The sequence below is a fragment of the Ruegeria conchae genome, from assembly GCF_000192475.1.
Classification (GTDB): domain Bacteria; phylum Pseudomonadota; class Alphaproteobacteria; order Rhodobacterales; family Rhodobacteraceae; genus Ruegeria; species Ruegeria conchae.
The window spans coordinates 146,522-167,670 of sequence record NZ_AEYW01000025.1; the positions used below are offsets into that span (position 1 = coordinate 146,522).

The window sequence follows — 21,149 nt, forward strand, 5'->3', positions numbered from 1 at the left end:
ACGCCGTGTTTCGATTGACCAAAGTCTTTCCGACCATGTAATCAGCCGTGAAACAATATTGCGCCGACCAAGCGGTGAAAGCGCCAATTCGGAAAGTTAGCTAAGGAGCCCGCGATGGCCGAGATTGAACGCGAAGCGATGGAATACGACGTGGTGATCGTGGGTGCAGGCCCCGCGGGCCTGTCGGCGGCCATCCGTCTGAAACAGCTGGATGCCGACCTGAATGTCGTGGTTCTGGAGAAAGGTTCGGAAGTGGGTGCACATATCCTTTCGGGTGCTGTGCTGGATCCTTGTGGTCTGGACGCGATGATCCCGGACTGGAAAGAAAAAGGCGCGCCGTTGAACGTGCCTGTGCACGAAGACAACTTCTACATGCTGGGTGAGGCGGGTCAGATCCGTATCCCCAACTTCCCGATGCCGCCGCTGATGAACAACCACGGCAACTACATCGTCTCGATGGGCAATGTCTGCCGCTGGATGGCCGAACAGGCCGAGGAACTGGGCGTCGAAATATTCCCCGGCATGGCCTGTTCCGAGCTGGTCTACGGTGAAAACGGTGAAGTCAAAGGCGTCGTGGCCGGTGTTTTTGGCCTAGAGGCCGACGGTTCTTACGGTCCTAACACTGAGCCGGGTATGGAGTTGCACGGTAAATACGTCTTCCTGTCGGAAGGCGTGCGCGGTTCACTGTCCAAGGAAGTCATCGCCAAATACGACCTGTCTGCCGGTAAAGAGCCGCAGAAATACGGCGTCGGCATGAAAGAGATCTGGGAGATCGACCCGGCCAAGCACAAAGAAGGCAGCGTCACGCACACCATGGGCTGGCCACTGGGCAGCAACGCGGGTGGCGGGTCGTTCATCTATCACCTTGAAAACAATCAGGTCTATGTCGGTTTTGTGGTTCACCTGAACTACAAGAACCCACACCTGTACCCCTACATGGAATTCCAGCGCTTCAAGCATCACCCGATGGTGGCCGAGCTGCTGAAAGGCGGCAAGCGCGTTGCTTACGGCGCGCGCGCGATCACCGAAGGCGGCTATCAGTCGATGCCGAAACTGGTGGCTCCGGGTGTGGCGCTGCTGGGCTGTTCGGCGGGCATGGTCAACGTGCCTCGCATCAAGGGCAACCACAACGCCATGCTGTCGGGTAAAGCAGCGGCTGAGGCCGCTTATGACGCCATCAAGGCCGAGCGTTCGGGCGATGAGTTGACCGCCTATGAGGCTGACGTTCGTGAAGGCGCAATTGGCGCCGACCTGAAGAAGGTGCGGAACGTCAAGCCGTTGTGGTCGAAATACGGCCTAACCGCCAGCCTGGTGCTGGGTGGCATGGACATGTGGACCAACACGCTGGGCTTTTCGCTGCTGGGCACGCTGGGCCACGGTAAGAACGACGCGGAATCGACGGAAGATGCCAGCAAGCATCAACCGATCGACTATCCGAAACCAGACGGTACACTTTCCTTTGATCGCCTGACGAACGTATCGTTTGCGGCCACCAATCACGAGGAAAGCCAGCCTTGCCATCTGAAACTGGCCGACCCGGAAATACCGGTGAAGGTCAACCTGCCTAAATTCGATGAACCGGCGCAGCGTTATTGCCCCGCAGGCGTCTATGAAATGGTCGAGGATGAAAACGGTCCGCGATTCGTCATCAACTTCCAGAACTGTGTTCACTGTAAGACCTGCGACATCAAGGATCCCAGCCAGAACATCACTTGGACAACGCCGCAAGGCGGCGACGGACCGAACTACCCCAATATGTAGGCAAGAACATGGGCGTTGGCAGGGTCGTGAAGGCTCTGCCATTGCCCTTCGCCCACCAAAGCCCTAGCTTGTCCTTCAGTCAACGACAGTAAGGCAGGCAATCGGTGGTTTCCCTGGTAAAACGTACGGCATTGGCCGTCATTCTCAGCTCAGCAATAACGCTCCCGGCGGTAGCCGATACCGGGTCGGGGTCGTATCTGGCGGGGCGGCAGGCGATTTATCAAAGCGACTATCCAGCCGCCGAGCGGTATTATTCGCAGGCGCTTCAAGCAGATCCTAAAAACGCAAAACTGTTAGAAAACGTTGTTGTAGCGCGGTTGGCTCTGGGTGAAATCGAGCGTGCCTTGCCGGTTGCGAATGCCATCGAAGAACAGGATTTACCCAGTCAGGCTGCCCGGATGGTGATCGCGGCGAATTTGCTTGCAAGCGGAGAGCTGGATGAATTTCTGGCCCGAGACCCTGAGACACAGGGGGTTGGTCCTTTGGTCGATGGTCTGTTGATCGCATGGACACACATGGCGCAGGGTGCCATGTCCAAGGCGATGGAAGAATTTGATGCGGTTTCTACGCAGGAAGGGCTTAAAGAATTTGCGCTCTACCATAAGGCTATGGCCTTGGCATCGGTCGGGGATTTCGAAGGGTCCGAAGCGATTTTTGAGGCCGACAACGGTGCTGTTGCCCGCTTCTCGCGCCGCGCGGCGTTGTCGCGAACCGAAGTTTTGTCGCAACTCGACCGCAACGAAGATGCGCTTCAATTCCTTGATGATGTGTTCGCTGCAGGAAGTGACCCGACCATTGAAGGGTATGTAAGTCGCCTGACTAACGGCGAAACGTTGCCGTTTACACATGTGCGATCTGCACAGGACGGCATGGCCGAAGTGTTCTATTCAGTGGGTGCGGCACTGAGCGCCGAGGCCGCGCCCGACTATGTACTCCTCTATATTAGGGCCGCGACGTTCCTGCGCTCAGACCACATCGACGCGATCCTGCTGAGCGCAGAGCTGCTGGACGGGCTGGAGCAATATGATCTCGCTGTTGATGTCTATCGGCAGGTACCACCGACAAGCAGCGACTATCACGCTGCCGAGTTGGGGCGCGCCGAAGTGCTCAGCCGTTCCGATCGCAAAGATGCAGCCGCCGAAGTGTTGCAAAACCTCGCAGCGCAGAGCCCCGATTTGCCGGGCGTACATGTGGCTTTGGCAGATCTCCGGCGACAGCAGGAAAATTATACAGCAGCAGTCACGTCATATGACAAGGCCATTGCTCTGACCGAAGAAGGCGCGGGCAGCAACTGGTTCCTGCACTATGCACGCGGGATATCCCATGAACGTCTCAAGAACTGGGAGATGGCCGAGGCCGATTTCCGACGCGCGCTTGAGTTAAACCCGGATCAACCGCAGGTGCTGAACTATCTGGGGTATTCTTTAGTTGAACGAAAAGAGAAGCTGGATGAAGCGCTTGAGATGATTGAACGCGCCGTCGCTGCGCGACCGGACAGCGGCTATATTGTCGACAGTTTAGGGTGGGTGTTGTTCCGCCTGGGCCGGTATGATGAGGCGGTTGATCACATGGAGCGAGCCGTTGAGCTGATGCCTGTCGATCCGGTGGTGAATGATCATCTGGGCGATGTCTATTGGGCTGTAGGTCGTGCTCGCGAGGCGGAGTTTCAGTGGAAACGTGCCCTGTCCTTCATCGACCCCGAAGACACCGATGGAGAGGCCGATCCTGAGCGTATTCGTCGTAAGATTGAGGTAGGGCTGGATACTGTCTTGCACGAAGAGGGCGCTGAGCCATTGAAAGTTGCCAATGAAGGCTGAGGCATTCGCCCCCGCCAAAATCAACCTGACCCTACATGTAACCGGCCAGCGAGACGATGGCTATCATATGCTGGATTCATTGGTTGCCTTCGCAGATGTCGGGGATCGACTTACCTTTTCTTCGGGACCCAACCTGGCATTGTCGGTAGCGGGCGAGTTCTCGAGCGGTGTGCCAATCGACCATAGCAATCTGGTCTGGCAGGCTGCGGAGGCGGCTGGCTGGACCGGCAGCATTCTTCTAGACAAGCAACTGCCCCATGGCGGCGGTATCGGAGGCGGGTCTTCAGACGCAGCCGCGGTCCTGCGCACGGCGACGGCTCAGGGGTCCATAAACGCCAATGATATTGCGTTGTCGCTGGGGGCAGATGTCCCGGCATGCCTATACGCTGCTGCGGCGCGAATGCGAGGTATCGGTGAGCAGATCGAACCGATTAACTTGCCGCCATTGCCAGCTCTTCTTGTTAATCCGGGGATCGCAGTTCCAACCGGGCCTGTGTTTTCTGCGCTTCAATGTCGAGAGAACGCGCCGATGCCAGCGAGAATTCCTACGTTCAAAACGCCAGTAGATTGTGCGGCGTGGCTACGGAATCAGCGCAATGACCTTGAAGCGCCAGCGATGACGGTAGCCCCGGGAATTGCAGCTGTCCTTGATGCACTGAGCGATACACGCGACGTGTTACTGACCCGCATGTCAGGTTCAGGCTCTACCTGCATGGCGCTTTATCCGACCCTGAAAGCGGCCCATTTCGCCGCCTACGAGATCGGAGTCGCCCAACCCAACTGGTGGTGCCGCGCGACGATGCTTAGTTGAGGCGCGAAACAACGTAGTCCGCCAGATCGCCTAGCAATGTGCGGATTTCGTGGTCAGGAACGGCTTCCAATGACGCCTTCGCCTTGGCTGCCCAGCCGAACGCATCTGCGCGGGTAGCTTCCAGCGTGCGGTATTTGGCCATCAGCGATAGGGCGTAGTCCAGATCGCCTTCTTCCTGACGTCCGCGCCCTATCGTGCGTACCCAGAAAGCATGTTCATCAGCGGTGGCTTGCGCCACAGCTTTAATGACGGGCAGTGTTAGCTTTCGCTCGCGGAAGTCATCACCGACATTCTTGCCGGTGACCGCGCTATCACCTTGATAATCCAAAAGATCATCAGCGATCTGGAAGGCAACCCCAAGCGCATCACCATAATCGTAAAGCGCTTTGACTTGAGCATCGTTTGCGCCGGCAATGACACCACCAACCTCGGTTGCAGCCGAGAAAAGCGCGGCAGTCTTCCCACGCACGACTTGCAGATAGACACCCTCATCCGTGCCCAGATCGGTGGCTGCTGTCATCTGCAGCACTTCACCTTCCGCGATTGTGGCCGACGCGTTAGCCAGAATATCCAGAACCCGTAGCGAGCCCGTTTCAACCATCAGCTGGAAACTGCGGGAAAACAGATAGTCGCCAACCAGAACGCTGGATTTATTGTCCCATAGCAAGTTTGCGGTGGGCCGCCCACGCCGCTGCCCGCTTTCGTCCACGACGTCGTCATGCAAAAGGGTCGCGGTGTGGATGAATTCGACAGTCGCGGCCAGCTTAACGTGATGGTCGCCGGAATAGCCAAATAACTGTGCAGCAGCCAGCGTCAGCATTGGGCGCAGGCGTTTGCCACCTGCCTCAACCAGATGTGCAGTCACTTCGGGGATACGTGGGGCATGTTCCGACGCCATTCGGGTCCGAATCAGCGTGTTCACCGCTGCCATTTCACCCGCCAACATCTCAGACAGACGCTCATGCGGTTTCGAGATCGTGCTGACGCTCATCACACTCCTGATACAAGGCTCGACATCCCAGTCACCTTGCCCTTACATCCATCCCCATGAAAGAACTATTGCGCAGCACCGATCCGACAGTCCTGGCTTTTGCAACGGCTCTCCTTGAGGGCGAGGATATAGACTGCTTTCAGATGGACGTAAATATGAGCATCCTCGAAGGGGGCATAGGAATCTTCCCTCGTCGCTTGATGGTGCGCGCTGATGATCTGACCCGCGCCGAGCGCGTTATGCTTGATAACGAGATACCGCTGGGGCGATGAGCTTGTTTTCCGACAATGAGCTGACGCTGAATGAATTTCTGGGTGGTCGTGTGCGATTATGGCAACCAAAGACTGGGTATCGCGCGGGTGTTGATCCTGTCTTGCTGGCCGCTTCGGTTCCTGCCCTCAAGGGTCAGTCGGTGTTAGAGCTCGGATGCGGCGCGGGAGCCGCTATTTTGTGTTTGTTGGCACGTGTTCCGCAATTGCAGGCGACAGGGGTCGAACTGCAACCCGCTTATGCGGAACTGGCGCGTCGAAATGCCACTCAGAACGCAATGGACCTGTCGGTGGTCGAGGCTGATCTGAGCGCGCTACCCAGAGACCTGAAACAAGCACAGTTTGATCATGTCATCGCTAATCCGCCTTATTACAAGCCGGGTGCACATAGCCCATCGACCGATCCGGGACGGCAAATTGCTTTAGGTGAAAACACCCCACTAACAGAGTGGATAGATGTCGCGGCCCGGCGGTTAGCACCACGAGGATACTTGCACATGATCCAGAAAGCGGATCGCTTGCCAGACATACTGGCTGCATGCAGTGGCCGTTTGGGGTCGGCCGAAGTGTTGCCTCTTTCTGCACGCGTGGGCCGCCTGGCCGAGTTGGTGATTCTACGAGCTCGTAAGGGAGGTCGCGCCAGCTTTCGGTTACAATCTCCGCTGATTATGCATCAGGGGGATCGGCACCTTAAAGATGGTGAAAGTTATACCCCCGAGGTTTCGGCGGTGCTGCGCGATGGCGCCGCACTGGCCGGATTCGCTTCAGATCGGCAATGACCAGCCGAATTTGTCGGATTTATTACAGATTCTGTGCGTCTGCAGCGTGACAGTCTGGAAATGATGTGATCAACTTCTTACGTCATACTTACCAAACCAGAGAAGGAGGACCGCCATGAGCGTGAGCGCGCATCTGACGGAGTTGAAGAAAAAACACGAAATTCTCGGTCTTGAAGTAGAAGAAGCTCAACGCTCACCTGGTATTGACGATCTCCATATTGCACAGCTCAAGAAGCAGAAACTGAAGCTGAAAGAAGAGATCGAGCGCCTGTCGGCCTAAGCCTTCAGGCTGGCGCGGGCAGCGATTGCAGCGCCACCGGTGACAAGCAAGGCCGCGATCGCCAATCCCCACGACAGGGCGGCGATCCCGGCCAGAACCAATACAAGCGTCGATAGCAATGGTGCCGCGTATGAGGCGGTGCCGAGGATTTGAATGTCCCCGCGTTTAACTCCGATATCCCAAACATAGAACGCCAGCCCGACCGGGCCCAAACCCAAGGCGAGGGTTGAGGCCCAGCCTATTGCGCCCTTCGGCCAGACTGTTTCTTCAATTGCAAAATGCAGCGCCCAAGAGGCTATTGCTGTGATGATGCAGAACACCGCAACCGAACTTGTCGGTACATCGCCCAACCTTCGCGACAGAACCGAATAGCCTGACCAGGTCAGCGCACACAAAAGGGCCAGCCCATAACCGGGCAGATGTTGCGCCTGAAACCCTGCACTGCTGCCACCAGTAATGATCACTGCAGCCCCGGCAAAGCCTAGGCTAGCGCCGATCAGGTGGCCAGGTTTCAGGTGTTCGCCGGGGAGCAGGCCGGACAGCAAAACAATGAGCAAAGGCCAGAGATAAGCAATCAGCCCCGCCTCAGCGGCGGGTGCCATGCGCAGGGCTGAGAAATACAGAACGTGATATCCGAAAAGCCCAATTGCACCGAACAGATACGTGGTCCATGCGATCTGGCCCAACTGCTTCAGACCGCCATTTGCTATAGTCCAGATCAAGCCCAAAGTTCCACCGATCGTAAAACAAATTGCGTTCAGCAACAGAGGTGGAGTGGGGGCCGAGCCCACGGTAAACAAGGCCAGCAGGGACCACAGCAAGACGGCGACAAAGCCGATTGCGGTCGCACGGGAACGAGTCATGGGCGTCCAAGTTCCTTTTCTGGGATGATCTCAAAGTCGTCCCACATATGCGCGGTTTTTTCGATCTCTGCAAAGAACCATTCTCGGAAAGCAGCGATTTGTGGGCGGTCTTTGGCTTCGGGCAGGCAAATGAATCGGAACCGCGCTTCGGTCTGCACCGCCACTTTGAACGGGGCGACAAGTCGGCCTTCGCTCACATCCTTGATGATTAAAGGCCGCCGCCCCAGTGCAACCCCCAACCCGGCGCAGGCTGCATCTATCGCGTGATCAGGTTGAGAAAAATGGGTGCCAGTTGCAGGTGAATACGACATACCAACGGCGCGGAACCAGGACGGCCAATCGCAACCAGGGGCGACCTTGAAGAGGGAATCATCAAATATCAGCGGTGCGTCACGCAGCGATTCCGGTGTCTGGAACCTCTCATGCAGTTCAGGTGTCATGATCGGCGTCACCCAATCTGGTCTGGCGGCGTAAGAAGCCAAGTCTGCGTCGTCAGATATTCCAAATCGGATCGCCGCGTCCACATCATCGCGCCGCAAGTCGATAACCTTTAGTGATGCGGATAGCCGCAGTTCGATGTCCGGATGTAGTCGTGCAAACTCGAACAAGCGGGGGGCCAACCACTTCGCGGTCAAGGCTGGTCCGGCAGTGAGAGTCAGCGTCCCGATGCGCTGAAACCTTCGTGTTGCAGCCCATGCTGTCTGTAGTGTCGTAAATCCCTCTGCTGCGCCGGGTGCTAAAATGCGCCCTGCCTCGGTTAGTTCAACGGCGCGGTTCAGGCGGCGAAACAGCGGTTGCCCGAGGTGCTCCTCAAGCGATTTGATCTGAAAGGACAGTGCAGCGGGGGTGACGTGTAGCTCTTCCGCGGCCTTGGCAAAAGACATATGCCGCGCGGCGGCATCAAATGCACGCAATGCGGTCAATGGTGGCAGGCGGTCGCTCATTCAGTTAAAATTTCCTTAACTAACTATACGAAAAAGCTCGTTTGTAGGCCAGAGAAATATGCCCCATCATCGGGGTATGTCAAATGAATCTGATCTGAAAAAGAGGCAAACATGATTGAGATGACAACCCATCCTTCGGTTCAGCGTGCCTTTCAAAAGGCGCATTGCGAGCGCGGTAAAGCGGTCAGGAGCATCTGGCGAATGATTTTTGGTTCCCGCTGACCGCAGCGCGCGCGGACTTACGGGATAAAAGAAGGGCCGGTCCTTGATGGACCGGCCCGTTTTCGTTCCAATGCCGATGGTTCAGACGAAGAACTGTGCACCGTTGGCCGAAATGGTCGAGCCGTTGATGAACTGCGAATCGTCCGAGGCAAGAAAGGCGACGCAACGCGCAATCTCTTCCGGCTCACCCAGGCGACCCGCTGGGATCTGGCCAATGATCGATTCGCGCACTTTTTCCGGCACTGCCATGACCATTTCGGTCGCGATATAGCCGGGGCAGATTGCATTGGCTGTAATACCGGCCCGCGCGCCTTCCTGTGCCAGCGATTTTACAATACCCAGATCGCCTGCTTTTGTTGCGGCATAATTCACCTGGGCGAACTGACCTTTCTGGCCGTTGATTGAGCTGATCACGATGATCCGGCCGAACTTTCGCTCGCGCATGCCCGGCCATACCGGGTGAACGGTGTTGAAGACACCCGTCAGGTTCGTGTCGATCACCTGATGCCATTGCTCAGGCGTCATCTTGTGGAACGGCGCATCGCGGGTGATACCTGCGTTGGCGACCACAATGTCGATCGGGCCGACCTCGGCCTCGACTTTTTCGATGCCCGCTTTGGATTCGTCGTAATCCGCAACATTCCATTTATAGGTGTTGATACCGGTTTCTTCGGTGAACTTTGCGGCGGCTTCGTCATTGCCTGCATAAGTGGCGGCAACATTATATCCTTCGGCCTTCAACGCCTTGGAAATTGCTGCGCCGATGCCGCGGGAACCGCCGGTTACGAGTGCTGTACGTGCCATTTAGGACTCCTCCAAATTTGGTCGTCTTGGTAATTCTGTTACTCTGAGAGTTGCGGGTGCGCAATATCGTTTCGTGATCGAATTAGTCTTTCTGTCCGGCGATATTGTCGCATCTAAGGGATATGATCCGATTGTAACAAAAAAGGGCGCCCTGTGGACGCCCTTTTGTAATTAGTTTTCAGCGCAATTAGTCGCGCTCCACGCACAATGCGACGCCCATGCCACCACCAATACAAAGGGTCGCAAGACCTTTCTTCGCGTCGCGGCGCTTCATTTCGAACAGCAGGGTGTTTAGAACCCGGCAGCCGGATGCACCAATCGGGTGACCGATAGCAATTGCACCGCCGTTGACGTTCACAATCGACGGGTCCCAGCCCATGTCTTTGTTCACGGCGCAGGCCTGTGCAGCAAATGCTTCGTTGGCCTCGACCAGATCCAGATCGTCAACCGACCAGCCCGCTTTTTCCAGCGCTTTGCGCGACGCGTAGATCGGGCCGACACCCATGATTGACGGGTCCAGGCCGGCGGTCGCGTATGAGGCGATACGGGCCAGAGGCTCAATTCCGCGTTTTTCGGCATTCTCGGCCGACATCAGAAGGGTGGCTGCGGCACCATCGTTCAGGCCCGAAGCATTTGCCGCCGTGACCGAGCCATCCTTGGTGAAAGCCGGGCGCAGTTTGGCCATCGCCTCCATGGTCGCGCCATGGCGGATGTATTCGTCCTTATCCATCACGATTTCGCCCTTGCGGGTCTTGATGGTGAAGGGCACGATCTCGTCGGCGAATTTTCCAGCGTTTTGGGCTGCTTCGGCCTTGTTCTGAGAAGCAACAGCGAATTCGTCCTGCATGTCGCGGCTGATCTGCCATTTCTCGGCCACGTTTTCGGCGGTCTGACCCATGTGATAGCCGTTGAAGGCATCCCACAGACCATCGCGGATCATAGTGTCGATGTATTTCATGTCACCCATCTTGTGACCGGCGCGTAGGGCGGCGGCGTGGGGTGATAGGGTCATGTTTTCTTGTCCACCTGCAGCCACGATCTCGGCATCGCCCAACTGGATGTGCTGAGCGCCCAGAGCGACAGCGCGCAGACCCGAACCGCAAACCTGATTGATGCCCCATGCCGCGCTTTCTTGCGGCAGACCTGCATTGATATGCGCCTGACGGGCGGGGTTCTGCCCTTGTGCGGCGGTCAGGACCTGACCCATGATGGTTTCGCTTACCTCACCCTTGTCGACCCCGGCGCGCTCGACAACGGCCTCCAGGACGGCAGCGCCCAAATCATGTGCGGGGGTGTTCGCAAACGAACCGCTAAAGCTACCGACGCCCGTACGTGCGGCGGATGCGATTACTACGTTGGTCATACAGTCAATCCTTTACCGTCATGGTCTTGTGGGAAATCTGACGGCGCAGGTCGTGGAGAGGCTTTCTCCGGATACAAGAGCGCCTCGGGTTCCCCGCTCCAGCACCTTCTGCAATACCGCAATGCTGCATCTGCAGCAACGGGCAGCTTGTCTCAGAGTTGACTGCGGTGTATCTTTGTGCGGCTTCTTTCTATCAACTGCCTGTTTTTGAGGATTTTTCTTTGACCCAAGGTGGGGAGACCGAAGGTGCGCCGTACAAGAAGCCCTGCAGGCAATCGACCCCATTTTCGACCAGAAAAGCAGCATCTTCAGCGATCTCGACCGATTCGGCGGTCACGAGAATTTCAAATTCACGTGCCACGGCGATCAGCGCGCGCACCAGCGCCTGATTGTCAGAGTTCTTACTGACGCCACGTATGAACTGCCCGTCGATCTTGGCGGCGTCGAACAGAAACTCGCGAAAATGGCGAAAGCTGAAGTTGCTGGCTCCGAAGTCATCCAGCGCGAAGGCGATCCCGCGGGCTTGTTGCTGATCCATGAAGTCAACCACCAGCTCGGGCACCTGCATGGCTGACGCTTCGGAGATTTCCAGAATCAACCTCTCGCCCAGGCTTGCGTCTTTTTTCAGGAACCTATCCAGTACACGCGACCAGTTGGAATAACCGATGGATCGGGCGGACATGTTGATGGACAAGCGAATGCCGGGATTTCGGATCAGGGTGCGCAATCCCATGTCGAGCGCTATGCAATCCAGATCACGACCGATGGGCGTGTTTTCAACCTGTGGCATGAACTCGCGTGCGGGTATGACGCGACCGGTTTCATCCAATACGCGGATGAACCCTTCGTAAAAGGCGATCCCTTGCGGGGGGTGAGCCTGAATAACGGGTTGAAACGCCAGCCTGCATTGCTTGTGCTTTACCGCTTCAGTGGCCATCTGAACGACGGATTGGTCCCGAGAGGTGACGGCGGCGCTCAACGGGTTGTCCGACCCTTCAGGCAGGTCCGCGCGCTTTCTGTTTCCCATGTTCTACCATTCCTCTGATCCCGACGATTACGGTCTGGACAACAGTTTCAGGCAAGACAGGTAAAACCGGAGTTAACGAGCGTGTATTTATCTGCAGGTGTTGGGCCGGTGATCAGTGTGTGGACTGCCGGGCATGCCGCAGCGAAGCCGCCGCGCCAACCAGTGCTCCGAACAGTCCAAGCGCAGCCATAACAAACCCGAGACCCAAAATAGTCGGGACAGCTCCGTTGAGCGCGGCGGCCATGGTGACGACAAAACCCAGCAATCCAGTAGCGGTAGAAATTCTCAGCAATTTTGACATGCGGGTCTCCGGAGAATGCTTACTTAAATCACCTCTCGGATATGGAGCACCTGTGCCAAAAATCAAGCAGAGAAAAGGTCTTTTTGAGACTTAGGCCCGCTTTGGCGCGGTGGCGGATGCCTGCGGGTCGAATTGCTCAAACCCCGGTGTTCCGCAATCTTCCGGATGGCGGACAAGATGTTTGGCCTTGATCTGCTCGGAACTGTCTCGGCTACCATCATGGCTGTAGCCCGGAGGCGCAAAACAATAGGCTAATCGCTGGCGCAATGTCAGCCCAGGCTGAGTGGCATCCTTCCAAATTCCGACCCATTCATGAAACGCCACGCGCAGTGGATTGAAAGTGCCGATATTGTGTACGAGGCCATAGTCGACCTTGTCATCCTCTTGCTCGGGAACGAACGTGCCGAACAGCTTATCCCAGATGATGAACACACCGGCATAATTGCAATCCAGATAGCGTGCATTGCGTCCGTGATGGGCGCGGTGGTGGCTGGGGGTGTTCATGACAGCCTCGAACCAGCGGGGCATTTTGCCAATGGCTTCGGTGTGAATCCAGAATTGATAGATGAGGTTCAGGCCGCCGACAAACAGCACCATTGCGGGATGAAAGCCCAGCAGGATCAGCGGCGCACGCACCACCATCATGAAGGTGAACGTATAGGTCCAGGTCTGACGCAGCGCAGTGGTCAAATTATAGTGCTGCGAGCTGTGGTGGTTCACGTGGCTGGCCCAGACCCAGCGGATGCGGTGCCCGAACCGGTGCACCCAATAATAGCGCAGATCATCCAGCACAAAGCAGAGGATGATGACCGGGATCGAAGTGCCCAGGTTCAGCGGCGTGATTTGCCACAGCCACATGAAAAACGCATACGCGATGAAGCCCAGCAAAAAGCCTGAGGCAATGTTGCCCGCCCCCATGATCAACGAAGTCACGGCATCGCGCGTCTCATACCGCCCGCCCTGACCTTTGACGGCGATCCATAGAAATTCCGCCAGAATGGCGGCGATGAAAAACGGTACGGCCCATTGCACCGCGTCGGGAAAGCTTACGTGATCAGTCATGCGGGTTCCATCAGATGTTGCCAGTGGCGGCACTCGGTTTCGTCGAGATGGATGAGTACGCGCGGAGTGCTGAAATCGTGAAATTGAACCTCAAACCCATCGGGATGGTCGATCCTGTCGAAATCCAGCAGATGCCGGGCTACGGTGTCAGCCCCGAAGGACCACAGCAACCCGGCGCCTGTCTCGGTTCGTACAAGGGCGGCATGACCGTCATGGGCGACCGTGACATCAATGACTGTGTCATCAGGGAAGTGTCGAAGCCATTGGATTTGTGCGGTTTCAGGCGTCAGTAGGCGCAAACGAGATCTGCCCGTCAGATGCAACAATAGCGTGATCCCGGCAATGCCGCCGACGACAAGTCCCAACAGAATTTCCAGCGGCATTCGATCCTCCTGCGGACAAACTGCAAGAGGTCGAATTGCCTGTCAAAGGTGGCGTGGCGTCAGCCGTGCTTCAGGCCGTCCAGAACTTCGTGTTGCACCACCCGTTCGACAAAGGGCACCAAACCCTCGGGGCCCGATGTGCGATCTTTTAGATGGATGCAGATATCGGGACGGCGCGCGGCAATGATGCCGACCATTTCACCGCGTATATTGTCGTCCAGACCGGCACCCATGATGGCGCAGGCGATGCGGGGTTCGGTGTCCAGTTGTCGCCGGACCTCATTCTGATCATGTGCGCCCAGCCATTGGATAGGTAAATGATCCAACTGCTGTGCAACGTCACCGATTACATTCGGCAAACGGCCGATCAGTAATACTACTGGCTTCATATGGCCTCCATTTTGCTGATCACAAACGAAAACCGGCCCAACGGGGCCGGTTTCAGTCTAACACAAAATGAAGCGGGCGGCTTTAGCTATTGGCCTCTACCAGAGCCGAAATGATTGACTTCGCGCTTTCCGAGTTCCATTCCGCATCGCCGATCAGGCGCGCAATTTCCTGCCCTTCGGGGTTCAGAATGACGGTAATCGGCAGGGCGATGACACCGAATTCGCGTGCGGCGGCAGAGTTAGGGTCCTGATGGCGTGGCAGGTTGTCGATGCCGTTCTCGTCAAAGAACTTCTTGATCCCTGCAGGCGTGTTACGGCCAGTGGCCAATGTCAGCACTTGGAACTTGTCGCCGCCAAATTCTTCCTGAAGCTCAGCAATCTGCGGCATTTCCTTGCGGCAGGGGGCACACCATGTGGCCCAGAAGTTCACCAACACGTATTTGCCGGCATAATCTTCCAGCGTGCCGACACCGCCATCATCTTCCAACTGGAACTCGATCGTTTTGGCCTCTTTCGGTTCCTTGTGCAAGATCAACCGCTTCAGGGTTCCGTCACGCAGCGGACCAAGCGTCTCGGCATCCGTTGCCAAAGCGGCGTTTGCACCCAGCGCAAGGGCCATATAAAGGGGGATCAGACGAAATAGGCGCATATCAACTCCGGGTTTTCTTACATGACCGATCAATCTTCGAACCAGATGTGGGGCGGCCGCTTTGCCGCCGGTCCAGACGCGATCATGGAGGCAATCAATGCCTCGATCGGGTTCGATCAGCGGATGGCAGCCCAGGACATTGCAGGCTCGCGCGCCCATGCCGCCATGCTGGCTGCCACAGGCGTTATAACTGATAGTGATGCGCAGGCTATTCGGGAAGGGCTGCTCACCGTTTTGTCAGAAATCAAGAACGGTACGTTTCAGTTTTCGACCGCGCTGGAAGACATTCATATGAATGTCGAGGCGCGGTTGAAAGAGGTGATCGGAGAGCCAGCAGGCCGATTACACACGGGTCGCAGCCGGAATGATCAGGTCGCGACCGATTTCAAACTCTGGGTCCGCGATCAGCTGGACGCGGCAGAAACCGGTCTTCTGGCCTTGATCCGCGCGCTTTTGGCGCAGGCCGAGGCTGGTGCCGATTGGGTCATGCCAGGCTTTACCCATCTGCAAACCGCGCAGCCAGTGACTTGGGGCCACCATATGATGGCCTATGTCGAGATGTTTGGCCGCGACCTGTCCCGCGTCCGCGATGCGCGTGCGCGGATGAACGAATCCCCCTTGGGCGCTGCTGCGCTAGCGGGGACCTCTTTCCCAATCGATCGACATATGACCGCTGAAGCACTGGGCTTTGATCGCCCCGCAGCCAACTCGCTGGATGCTGTCAGCGACCGCGATTTCGCGCTGGAGTTCCTGTCGACCGCTTCGATCTGTGCGGTCCACCTGTCGCGCTTCGCCGAGGAACTGGTAATCTGGTCTTCGGCCCAATTCCGTTTTGTCACTTTGTCCGACCGGTTCTCGACCGGCTCGTCAATCATGCCGCAGAAAAAGAACCCCGATGCCGCGGAATTGATCCGCGCGAAAGTGGGTCGCATTTACGGCGCCAATACAGCGTTGATGATGGTGATGAAGGGCTTGCCGCTGGCCTATTCCAAGGACATGCAGGAAGACAAGGAACAGGTCTTTGATGCCGCCGACAACTGGATGCTGGCGCTTGCCGCAATGGAAGGGATGGTCAAGGACATGACCGCCAACCGCGACAGCCTTGCAGCTGCTGCAGGGTCCGGTTTCTCAACTGCAACCGATCTGGCCGACTGGCTTGTCCGTGTGCTAGGCCTGCCGTTCCGCGATGCGCACCACGTAACCGGTTCGCTGGTTGCCATGGCCGAGAGCAAAGACTGCGAACTGCCTGACTTGACGCTTGAGGACATGCAGTCGGTTCATGCTGACATCATTGATGATGTCTATTCTGTTCTTACGGTCGAAAATTCGGTAAACTCGCGCCAGTCCTATGGAGGCACCGCACCGGATCAGGTGCGAGCCCAGATCAAGCGATGGAAGGCGCTAGTGTAATGCATATACGACGCGTGGTGCTGTTGATTGCGGTTGCAGCGGCTCTGGCTGGCTGCGGCGCTGACGGCGAACCCATCCAACCCACCATGAGCGCAAGTGTTGGCGTTGGCAGCAGCGGCACTTATGGCGGTGTCGGGGTTGGTGTGCGTCGCGGTGGTCTGGGCGTATTTCTGGGGCTCTGAGGCATTGCCATTTGTATTTGTCATCCCCATGTGAGCAGAACAACCAGCTGCACGCTGCTCCTCTGGACGTAAGGTGGCGACATGAAATTCTTTGGCCTGATCTTGGCACTTGTCGTTCTTGCAGCTTGCGACCCGGCATACAAACCACAACCCAAACCTGAGCCCGAAGCCCGCTCGACAGGAATTTCGGTATCTGGATATGCGCGGATCGGTGCATCGAAGACCTTCTAGATAGCGATGGGATTTCTGCAGATGGCTGGAATCATTTGATCCACATGCCTCTTTTGGTCTAAGCGCGCGGTATGGATCATTTTCTCTACCGCGACGGCGCGCTTTTCGCCGAGGATGTGCCAATCTCCGAAATCGCTGCAGCGGTCGGGACCCCGTTTTATGTTTATTCGACGGCTACTTTGCTGCGGCATTTCAAGCTGTTCGATGACGCGCTTGAGGGCACCGACCACCTTGTCTGCTACGCGATGAAAGCGGCCAGCAATCAGGCAATCCTGAAGACGCTGGCTCAGGCAGGTGCGGGGATGGATGTGGTTTCTGGCGGAGAATACCGGCGTGCCAAGGCTGCAGGCGTGCCCGGCGAAAAGATCGTCTTCTCGGGCGTTGGCAAAACTGCAGATGAGATTCGCACGGCACTGATTGGTGGGATTCGGCAATTCAACGTCGAATCCGAGCCTGAAATGCAGGTGATCAATGCGGTCGCGCTAGAATTGGGCGTGAATGCGCCGATCACCGTTCGGGTGAACCCGGATGTCGATGCCAAGACCCATGCCAAGATTGCTACTGGAAAGTCCGAGAATAAGTTTGGCATCCCGATCTCGCGCGCCTCCGAGGTTTATGCGTTGGCTGCAAGCCTGCCGGGCCTCGAAGTGATCGGGATCGACGTCCATATCGGCTCGCAACTGACCGAATTGGAGCCGTTTGAGCTGGCCTATAACAAGGTCGCGGAACTCACTGAGCGTTTGCGCTCCGAAGGGCACAATATTCGGCGCCTTGATCTTGGGGGTGGATTGGGCATTCCCTATACGCGTTCCAATGACGCGCCGCCCTTGCCAGTTGAATATGGCGCGATGATCAAGAAAACGCTGGGCCATCTGGGCTGTGAGATCGAGATCGAGCCCGGCCGACTGATTGCGGGTAATGCGGGTCTGATGGTGTCCAGGGTTATTTACGTCAAATCCGGTGAAGACCGCGATTTCCTGATCCTTGACGGGGCGATGAACGACCTGATCCGCCCCGCTATGTATGAAGCGCATCATGATATAGTCGCCGTCGACGAACCCGCCGCCGGGGTCGAACAAAGGCCCTATGACATTGTCGGTCCTGTTTGCGAATCCGGCGATACATTTGCCAAGCAGCGCAATATGCCTCCCCTGAAATCGGGTGATCTTATCGCTTTCCGCAGCGCGGGGGCCTATGGCGCGGTGATGTCCAGCGAGTACAATACGCGCCCCCTGATCCCTGAAGTTCTGGTGAACGGGGATCAATTTGCCGTAATTCGTGAACGCCCAAGCTTTGACGAAATCATAAACCGCGATACCATACCAGAGTGGCTCTGACGCGATAGGCGCGCGGGCCGGATCAGGAGGCCCGCCTTGCGCGAGAACCAGACCCTGCCGATTCCAAGACTGTCCCTGTGGCTGACGCATGGGGGCATGCTGGCCGAGCAGGTGATGCGCGCCTTCTGGCCCTTCTATTCAATTCTCATGGCGTTGCTCGCAGCACTGATGCTTGGGCTGCAGGATCTTGTGCGCATCGAAACCGTCTGGATTTCTGCGGCTGTTGGATTGATTGCGTTGATTGCGACCGCGATCTTGGGAATCCGGCGGTTCCACCTGCCAACCCGTGCCGAGGCGCTGGTTCGGCTGGACGAAACCCTGTCCGGTCGCCCGATTCAGGCGCTGATGGACGATCAGGCGATCGGTGCGATGGATGCGGATTCGGTAGCACTTTGGCAAGCACACCAGGCGCGCATGGCAGACCGTGCTTCAAAGGCCGATCCGGTGAAACCCGACCTACGGTTGGCCTCTCGTGACCCTTATGCTCTGCGGTACGCCGCGCTGCTGGCTTTGGTCGTTGCTGGACTGTTCGGATCGTTCTGGCGGATTGGCTCGGTGGCGGATATGACGCCAGGGACCGCGCAGGCCGGGCAGGGACCAACGTGGGAAGGCTGGGTTGAACCGCCACGTTATACGGGCTTGCCGACGCTTTACCTTGCTGATCAAACTGATCCAACACTTACGGTGCCCAAAGGCAGCCGCATCACGCTGCGGTTCTACGGGGAGATTGGTGCACACAGCTTGACCGAGACGACGACGCCGCTTGGAACCGAGGCCGCAACCGAGGCAGAGCAGGACTTTGTTGCCGATCGCTCGGGCCAGTTGCGGATCGAAGGTCCGGCTGGACGCGATTGGGCGCTGGACATACTCGCGGACACTAAACCACAGATCGAGGTGGCGGGCGCTGCTGAGGCCGAAGCTGGCGGACAGATGAAACTACCGTTCGCGGCGTCCGACGACTATGGCATCATTTCAGGCACGGCTCGGATCGAGTTGAATCTGCCTGCTGTGAATCGTGAATTTGGCCTGGCGACTGAACCGGAGCCGCGCGAGATCATCACGGTCGAGCTTCCGATGCCGATCACCGGCGACAGGACGGATTTTACCGAAGACCTGATCGAGGATTTCTCGCAGCACCCCTGGGCGCATTTGCCGGTGAAAATTACCCTCTTGGCCGTTGATGCGGCAGATCAGGAATCGGTGGCCGAGCCTTATTTGGCCGATCTGCCTGCCCGGCGTTTCTTTGATCCACTGGCTGCCGCGGTCGCTGAACAACGGCGCGATTTACTCTGGTCGCGCGACAATTCACTGCGCGTCGCACAATTGTTGCGTGCCGTCTCGCATCTGCCCGAAGATTTGTTCCGCTCGGACACCGCCTACTTGCGCCTGAGGGTGATCTTGCGTCGGTTGGAAACCTTTGATCGGCACGGTGCGCTAAACCTCAAACAGCAGGAAGAGATCGCGCAGGCGCTATGGGATCTCGCTGTTCTGATCGAGGACGGAACACTGGCTGACGCTTTGGAGCGGATGCGCCGCGCGCAAGAGCGTTTGACCGAAGCAATGCAGAACGGTGCCAGCGATGAGGAAATCGCTGAGTTGATGCAAGAGCTGCGCGAAGCAACGCAGGATTATATGCGACAGCTTCAGCGTCTCGCCCAAGAAAACGGCGAAGATGGTCAGAACCAACAAGGCCAGAACGGCGAAACGCTGCAGATGACGCAAGATGACCTGCAGCGGATGATGGATCGCATTCAGGAGCTGATGGAACAGGGCCGCATGGCCGAAGCGCAGCAGGCGCTGGAAGAGTTCCAACAGATGATGGAAAACATGCGCGTCACACAAGGGCAAGGCCAGGGTGGCCAATCCGAAGGTCAGCAGGCCATGGAGGGGCTGGCGGAAACTCTGCGGGAACAGCAAGGGTTGAGCGATCAGGCCTTCCGAGATCTACAGGAACAGTTCAATCCAGGAGCCCAATCCGGCGAAAGTCAGGGCAATGAAGGCAGCAGCGGCGGGCTCGGGCGTGGACAAAGCCACGAAGGTCAGGGCGGACAGGGCCAGGGTCAGGATCAGGCAGGTGCGGGGCAGCAAGGTCAGGGATCTCTGGCGGATCGGCAACAAGCGCTGCGAGATGAACTGGGACGGCAGGAACAAAGCCTGCCGGGTGGCGGCACGCCTGAAGGTGATGCCGCACGTGACGCGCTGGGCCGTGCAGGGCGAGCGATGGACGAGGCCGAAGACGCCTTGCGCAGCGATGATCTGGCCGAGGCGATCGACCGGCAGTCCGAAGCGATGGAAGCGCTGCGCGAGGGGATGCGATCACTGGGTGAGGCCATGGCGCAGAACCAGCAAAACCAGCCGGGGCAGGGTACGGAAGCGGGTGATATGCAAGCCAACAACCGCGACCCGTTGGGCCGCGCGCCGGGATCGGCAGGGTCGATCTCGACCGATGATAACCTGTTGCAGGGCGAAGACGTCTATCGCCGAGCGCGCGAGCTGCTGGATGAAATCCGTCGCCGCACTGGCGAACAGGATCGGCCTCAGATTGAGCTGGAGTACCTCAAGCGCTTGCTCGAAAGGTTTTAGTTCTGTCCTGCGCCACCGGTCTGTGATTCTAACCACAAACGCGCCTGATCGACCATTGATACATAAGATTTCAGCACCGGATCAGCTTGCGGTACCGCTTCGCTGATCTGGCTAGCATTGCCATAGATCAGAAACAGAATAACGCCGATGATCAGTATCAGCGCGAAGCCACGTAAAAATCCACCGGATTTGCGAGCCGGTGCATCTGTTTCAGCCTCGTCCGAGCTGAGATCGCTGCGTAGGCCGGAATTGATTGCCTCAACATCAGGTAGCTCATCGCGTTGACCTGCATCGGCTGCTGATTCAGTGGCGGAAGGTCTATTGGATTTGACCTTTGGCTCTTCGGGTGGGTCAAGGGCCAGATCAGGCTGGCTTTCTAGACTACTGCCTTCACGCTCTCGCAGATCAGCCTCGCGCGCGGCTTCTTCCTTTAGGATGTTAGAAACTGCGGGATCTATGTTGCTGGCACTCTCATCATGAGATGCTTCGGCGACTGTTTTGACCTCTACAGGATCCGGCGAGTCTATTTCCTGCGTTGCCTCGGCCTCTGTTTCGCCGGTGGCAGGGTGTTTTTCCTGAAACCAGGTCTTTTCGCAATTGGAGCATTGCACTTCGCGCCCGTCTTCTGGGATCACCTCGTCCGGGACTTCGTACTGGGCGCTGCAATTCGGACACGTTAAACGCATTCTGC

23 protein-coding genes are annotated in these 21,149 nt (G+C 57.3%); 11 read left to right on the forward strand and 12 right to left on the reverse strand.

Going from position 1 to position 21,149, the window contains the following annotated elements:
• Positions 1–114 precede the first annotated feature (114 nt).
• The 3 genes from G7G_RS0122015 to G7G_RS0122025 all read left to right on the forward strand — a co-directional run bounded on the left by G7G_RS0122015 (position 115) and on the right by G7G_RS0122025 (position 4,389).
• On the forward strand, positions 115–1,761 hold the full coding sequence (locus G7G_RS0122015) for an electron transfer flavoprotein-ubiquinone oxidoreductase (protein ID WP_010443642.1): 1,647 nt from the start codon (positions 115–117) through the stop codon (positions 1,759–1,761).
• 104 nt (positions 1,762–1,865) lie between these two features.
• A complete protein-coding gene (locus G7G_RS0122020; RefSeq protein WP_010443643.1) occupies positions 1,866–3,578 on the forward strand; it encodes a tetratricopeptide repeat protein in 1,713 nt (570 codons plus the stop codon).
• Complete coding sequence (locus tag G7G_RS0122025) at positions 3,568–4,389, forward strand: 4-(cytidine 5'-diphospho)-2-C-methyl-D-erythritol kinase (protein ID WP_010443644.1); 822 nt, start codon at positions 3,568–3,570, stop codon at positions 4,387–4,389. The genes G7G_RS0122020 and G7G_RS0122025 overlap by 11 nt, the downstream gene beginning before the upstream one ends.
• Here the strand turns inward: G7G_RS0122025 and G7G_RS0122030 are convergent.
• Entirely contained in the window at positions 4,382–5,380 is a 999-nt protein-coding gene (locus tag G7G_RS0122030; protein WP_010443645.1) for a polyprenyl synthetase family protein, read from the reverse strand. The genes G7G_RS0122025 and G7G_RS0122030 overlap by 8 nt on opposite strands.
• A 56-nt stretch (positions 5,381–5,436) precedes the next feature.
• Between G7G_RS0122030 and G7G_RS0122035 the strand changes: the two genes are divergently transcribed.
• The 3 genes from G7G_RS0122035 to G7G_RS24100 all read left to right on the forward strand — a co-directional run bounded on the left by G7G_RS0122035 (position 5,437) and on the right by G7G_RS24100 (position 6,708).
• Complete coding sequence (locus tag G7G_RS0122035) at positions 5,437–5,652, forward strand: putative signal transducing protein (RefSeq protein WP_010443646.1); 216 nt, start codon at positions 5,437–5,439, stop codon at positions 5,650–5,652.
• Complete coding sequence (locus G7G_RS0122040; protein ID WP_010443647.1) at positions 5,649–6,428, forward strand: tRNA1(Val) (adenine(37)-N6)-methyltransferase; 780 nt, start codon at positions 5,649–5,651, stop codon at positions 6,426–6,428. The genes G7G_RS0122035 and G7G_RS0122040 overlap by 4 nt, the downstream gene beginning before the upstream one ends.
• 115 nt (positions 6,429–6,543) lie before the next feature.
• Entirely contained in the window at positions 6,544–6,708 is a 165-nt protein-coding gene (locus G7G_RS24100) for a YdcH family protein (RefSeq protein WP_010443648.1), read from the forward strand.
• On the opposite strand, the gene yddG is transcribed toward G7G_RS24100, so the two are convergent.
• The 10 genes from yddG to G7G_RS0122100 all read right to left on the reverse strand — a co-directional run bounded on the left by yddG (position 6,705) and on the right by G7G_RS0122100 (position 14,715).
• A complete protein-coding gene (yddG, locus tag G7G_RS0122050) occupies positions 6,705–7,571 on the reverse strand; it encodes an aromatic amino acid exporter YddG (protein WP_010443649.1) in 867 nt (288 codons plus the stop codon). The genes G7G_RS24100 and yddG overlap by 4 nt on opposite strands.
• The gene (locus G7G_RS0122055; protein WP_010443650.1) at positions 7,568–8,515 is read right to left on the reverse strand and encodes a transcriptional regulator GcvA; all 948 of its coding nucleotides are present in this window, start codon (positions 8,513–8,515) and stop codon (positions 7,568–7,570) included. Before G7G_RS0122055 ends, yddG begins: the two co-directional genes overlap by 4 nt.
• A gap of 303 nt (positions 8,516–8,818) precedes the next feature.
• The gene (gene phbB, locus G7G_RS0122065) at positions 8,819–9,541 is read right to left on the reverse strand and encodes an acetoacetyl-CoA reductase (protein WP_010443651.1); all 723 of its coding nucleotides are present in this window, start codon (positions 9,539–9,541) and stop codon (positions 8,819–8,821) included.
• 187 nt (positions 9,542–9,728) lie between these two features.
• Positions 9,729–10,904 carry an acetyl-CoA C-acetyltransferase gene (locus tag G7G_RS0122070; protein WP_010443652.1) on the reverse strand — a complete coding sequence of 392 codons (1,176 nt, stop codon included), beginning with the start codon at positions 10,902–10,904 and terminating at the stop codon, positions 9,729–9,731.
• A gap of 193 nt (positions 10,905–11,097) precedes the next feature.
• Positions 11,098–11,931 carry an EAL domain-containing protein gene (locus tag G7G_RS0122075; protein ID WP_010443653.1) on the reverse strand — a complete coding sequence of 278 codons (834 nt, stop codon included), beginning with the start codon at positions 11,929–11,931 and terminating at the stop codon, positions 11,098–11,100.
• A 112-nt stretch (positions 11,932–12,043) separates the two neighbouring features.
• Positions 12,044–12,232 (reverse strand): hypothetical protein, encoded by a 189-nt coding sequence (locus G7G_RS0122080; RefSeq protein WP_010443654.1) that lies wholly within the window; start codon positions 12,230–12,232, stop codon positions 12,044–12,046.
• A gap of 90 nt (positions 12,233–12,322) precedes the next feature.
• Positions 12,323–13,294 carry a sterol desaturase family protein gene (locus tag G7G_RS0122085; RefSeq protein WP_010443656.1) on the reverse strand — a complete coding sequence of 324 codons (972 nt, stop codon included), beginning with the start codon at positions 13,292–13,294 and terminating at the stop codon, positions 12,323–12,325.
• A complete protein-coding gene (locus G7G_RS0122090; RefSeq protein WP_029622271.1) occupies positions 13,291–13,677 on the reverse strand; it encodes a hypothetical protein in 387 nt (128 codons plus the stop codon). The genes G7G_RS0122085 and G7G_RS0122090 overlap by 4 nt, the downstream gene beginning before the upstream one ends.
• A gap of 59 nt (positions 13,678–13,736) precedes the next feature.
• On the reverse strand, positions 13,737–14,066 hold the full coding sequence (locus G7G_RS0122095; protein WP_010443662.1) for a hypothetical protein: 330 nt from the start codon (positions 14,064–14,066) through the stop codon (positions 13,737–13,739).
• An 82-nt stretch (positions 14,067–14,148) separates the two neighbouring features.
• Positions 14,149–14,715 carry a TlpA disulfide reductase family protein gene (locus G7G_RS0122100; RefSeq protein ID WP_010443664.1) on the reverse strand — a complete coding sequence of 189 codons (567 nt, stop codon included), beginning with the start codon at positions 14,713–14,715 and terminating at the stop codon, positions 14,149–14,151.
• A gap of 21 nt (positions 14,716–14,736) precedes the next feature.
• Between G7G_RS0122100 and argH the strand changes: the two genes are divergently transcribed.
• From argH to G7G_RS0122125, 5 genes are all read left to right on the forward strand, one after another.
• Complete coding sequence (gene argH / locus G7G_RS0122105) at positions 14,737–16,125, forward strand: argininosuccinate lyase (protein ID WP_010443666.1); 1,389 nt, start codon at positions 14,737–14,739, stop codon at positions 16,123–16,125.
• Entirely contained in the window at positions 16,125–16,307 is a 183-nt protein-coding gene (locus G7G_RS0122110) for a hypothetical protein (protein ID WP_010443668.1), read from the forward strand. The genes argH and G7G_RS0122110 overlap by 1 nt, the downstream gene beginning before the upstream one ends.
• Positions 16,308–16,388: 81 nt before the next feature.
• A complete protein-coding gene (locus G7G_RS24565; protein WP_010443671.1) occupies positions 16,389–16,538 on the forward strand; it encodes a hypothetical protein in 150 nt (49 codons plus the stop codon).
• A gap of 71 nt (positions 16,539–16,609) precedes the next feature.
• The gene (gene lysA, locus G7G_RS0122120) at positions 16,610–17,875 is read left to right on the forward strand and encodes a diaminopimelate decarboxylase (protein ID WP_010443672.1); all 1,266 of its coding nucleotides are present in this window, start codon (positions 16,610–16,612) and stop codon (positions 17,873–17,875) included.
• A 96-nt stretch (positions 17,876–17,971) separates the two neighbouring features.
• On the forward strand, positions 17,972–20,458 hold the full coding sequence (locus tag G7G_RS0122125) for a TIGR02302 family protein (RefSeq protein ID WP_238528858.1): 2,487 nt from the start codon (positions 17,972–17,974) through the stop codon (positions 20,456–20,458).
• On the opposite strand, the gene G7G_RS0122130 is transcribed toward G7G_RS0122125, so the two are convergent.
• The gene (locus G7G_RS0122130) at positions 20,455–21,144 is read right to left on the reverse strand and encodes a zinc-ribbon domain-containing protein (protein WP_010443677.1); all 690 of its coding nucleotides are present in this window, start codon (positions 21,142–21,144) and stop codon (positions 20,455–20,457) included. The two genes, G7G_RS0122125 and G7G_RS0122130, sit on opposite strands and share 4 nt — an antisense overlap.
• Between the last annotated feature and the right edge of the window lie 5 nt (positions 21,145–21,149).

Bases quoted from the DNA above. Each gene is read 5' to 3' on its own strand.
- G7G_RS0122095 (WP_010443662.1), bottom strand. From the start codon at position 14,066: ATGAAGCCAGTAGTATTACTGATCGGCCGTTTGCCGAATGTAATCGGT.
- G7G_RS0122130 (WP_010443677.1), bottom strand. From the start codon at position 21,144: ATGCGTTTAACGTGTCCGAATTGCAGCGCCCAGTACGAAGTCCCGGAC.
- G7G_RS24565 (WP_010443671.1), top strand. From the start codon at position 16,389: ATGAAATTCTTTGGCCTGATCTTGGCACTTGTCGTTCTTGCAGCTTGC.
- G7G_RS0122055 (WP_010443650.1), bottom strand. From the start codon at position 8,515: ATGAGCGACCGCCTGCCACCATTGACCGCATTGCGTGCATTTGATGCC.
- G7G_RS0122030 (WP_010443645.1), bottom strand. From the start codon at position 5,380: ATGAGCGTCAGCACGATCTCGAAACCGCATGAGCGTCTGTCTGAGATG.
- G7G_RS0122070 (WP_010443652.1), bottom strand. From the start codon at position 10,904: ATGACCAACGTAGTAATCGCATCCGCCGCACGTACGGGCGTCGGTAGC.
- G7G_RS0122040 (WP_010443647.1), top strand. From the start codon at position 5,649: ATGAGCTTGTTTTCCGACAATGAGCTGACGCTGAATGAATTTCTGGGT.
- argH (WP_010443666.1), top strand. From the start codon at position 14,737: ATGACCGATCAATCTTCGAACCAGATGTGGGGCGGCCGCTTTGCCGCC.
- yddG (WP_010443649.1), bottom strand. From the start codon at position 7,571: ATGACTCGTTCCCGTGCGACCGCAATCGGCTTTGTCGCCGTCTTGCTG.
- lysA (WP_010443672.1), top strand. From the start codon at position 16,610: ATGGATCATTTTCTCTACCGCGACGGCGCGCTTTTCGCCGAGGATGTG.
- G7G_RS24100 (WP_010443648.1), top strand. From the start codon at position 6,544: ATGAGCGTGAGCGCGCATCTGACGGAGTTGAAGAAAAAACACGAAATT.
- G7G_RS0122025 (WP_010443644.1), top strand. From the start codon at position 3,568: ATGAAGGCTGAGGCATTCGCCCCCGCCAAAATCAACCTGACCCTACAT.
- G7G_RS0122085 (WP_010443656.1), bottom strand. From the start codon at position 13,294: ATGACTGATCACGTAAGCTTTCCCGACGCGGTGCAATGGGCCGTACCG.
- G7G_RS0122075 (WP_010443653.1), bottom strand. From the start codon at position 11,931: ATGGGAAACAGAAAGCGCGCGGACCTGCCTGAAGGGTCGGACAACCCG.
- G7G_RS0122100 (WP_010443664.1), bottom strand. From the start codon at position 14,715: ATGCGCCTATTTCGTCTGATCCCCCTTTATATGGCCCTTGCGCTGGGT.
- G7G_RS0122110 (WP_010443668.1), top strand. From the start codon at position 16,125: ATGCATATACGACGCGTGGTGCTGTTGATTGCGGTTGCAGCGGCTCTG.
- G7G_RS0122015 (WP_010443642.1), top strand. From the start codon at position 115: ATGGCCGAGATTGAACGCGAAGCGATGGAATACGACGTGGTGATCGTG.
- G7G_RS0122090 (WP_029622271.1), bottom strand. From the start codon at position 13,677: ATGCCGCTGGAAATTCTGTTGGGACTTGTCGTCGGCGGCATTGCCGGG.
- G7G_RS0122035 (WP_010443646.1), top strand. From the start codon at position 5,437: ATGAAAGAACTATTGCGCAGCACCGATCCGACAGTCCTGGCTTTTGCA.
- G7G_RS0122080 (WP_010443654.1), bottom strand. From the start codon at position 12,232: ATGTCAAAATTGCTGAGAATTTCTACCGCTACTGGATTGCTGGGTTTT.
- phbB (WP_010443651.1), bottom strand. From the start codon at position 9,541: ATGGCACGTACAGCACTCGTAACCGGCGGTTCCCGCGGCATCGGCGCA.
- G7G_RS0122125 (WP_238528858.1), top strand. From the start codon at position 17,972: ATGCTGGCCGAGCAGGTGATGCGCGCCTTCTGGCCCTTCTATTCAATT.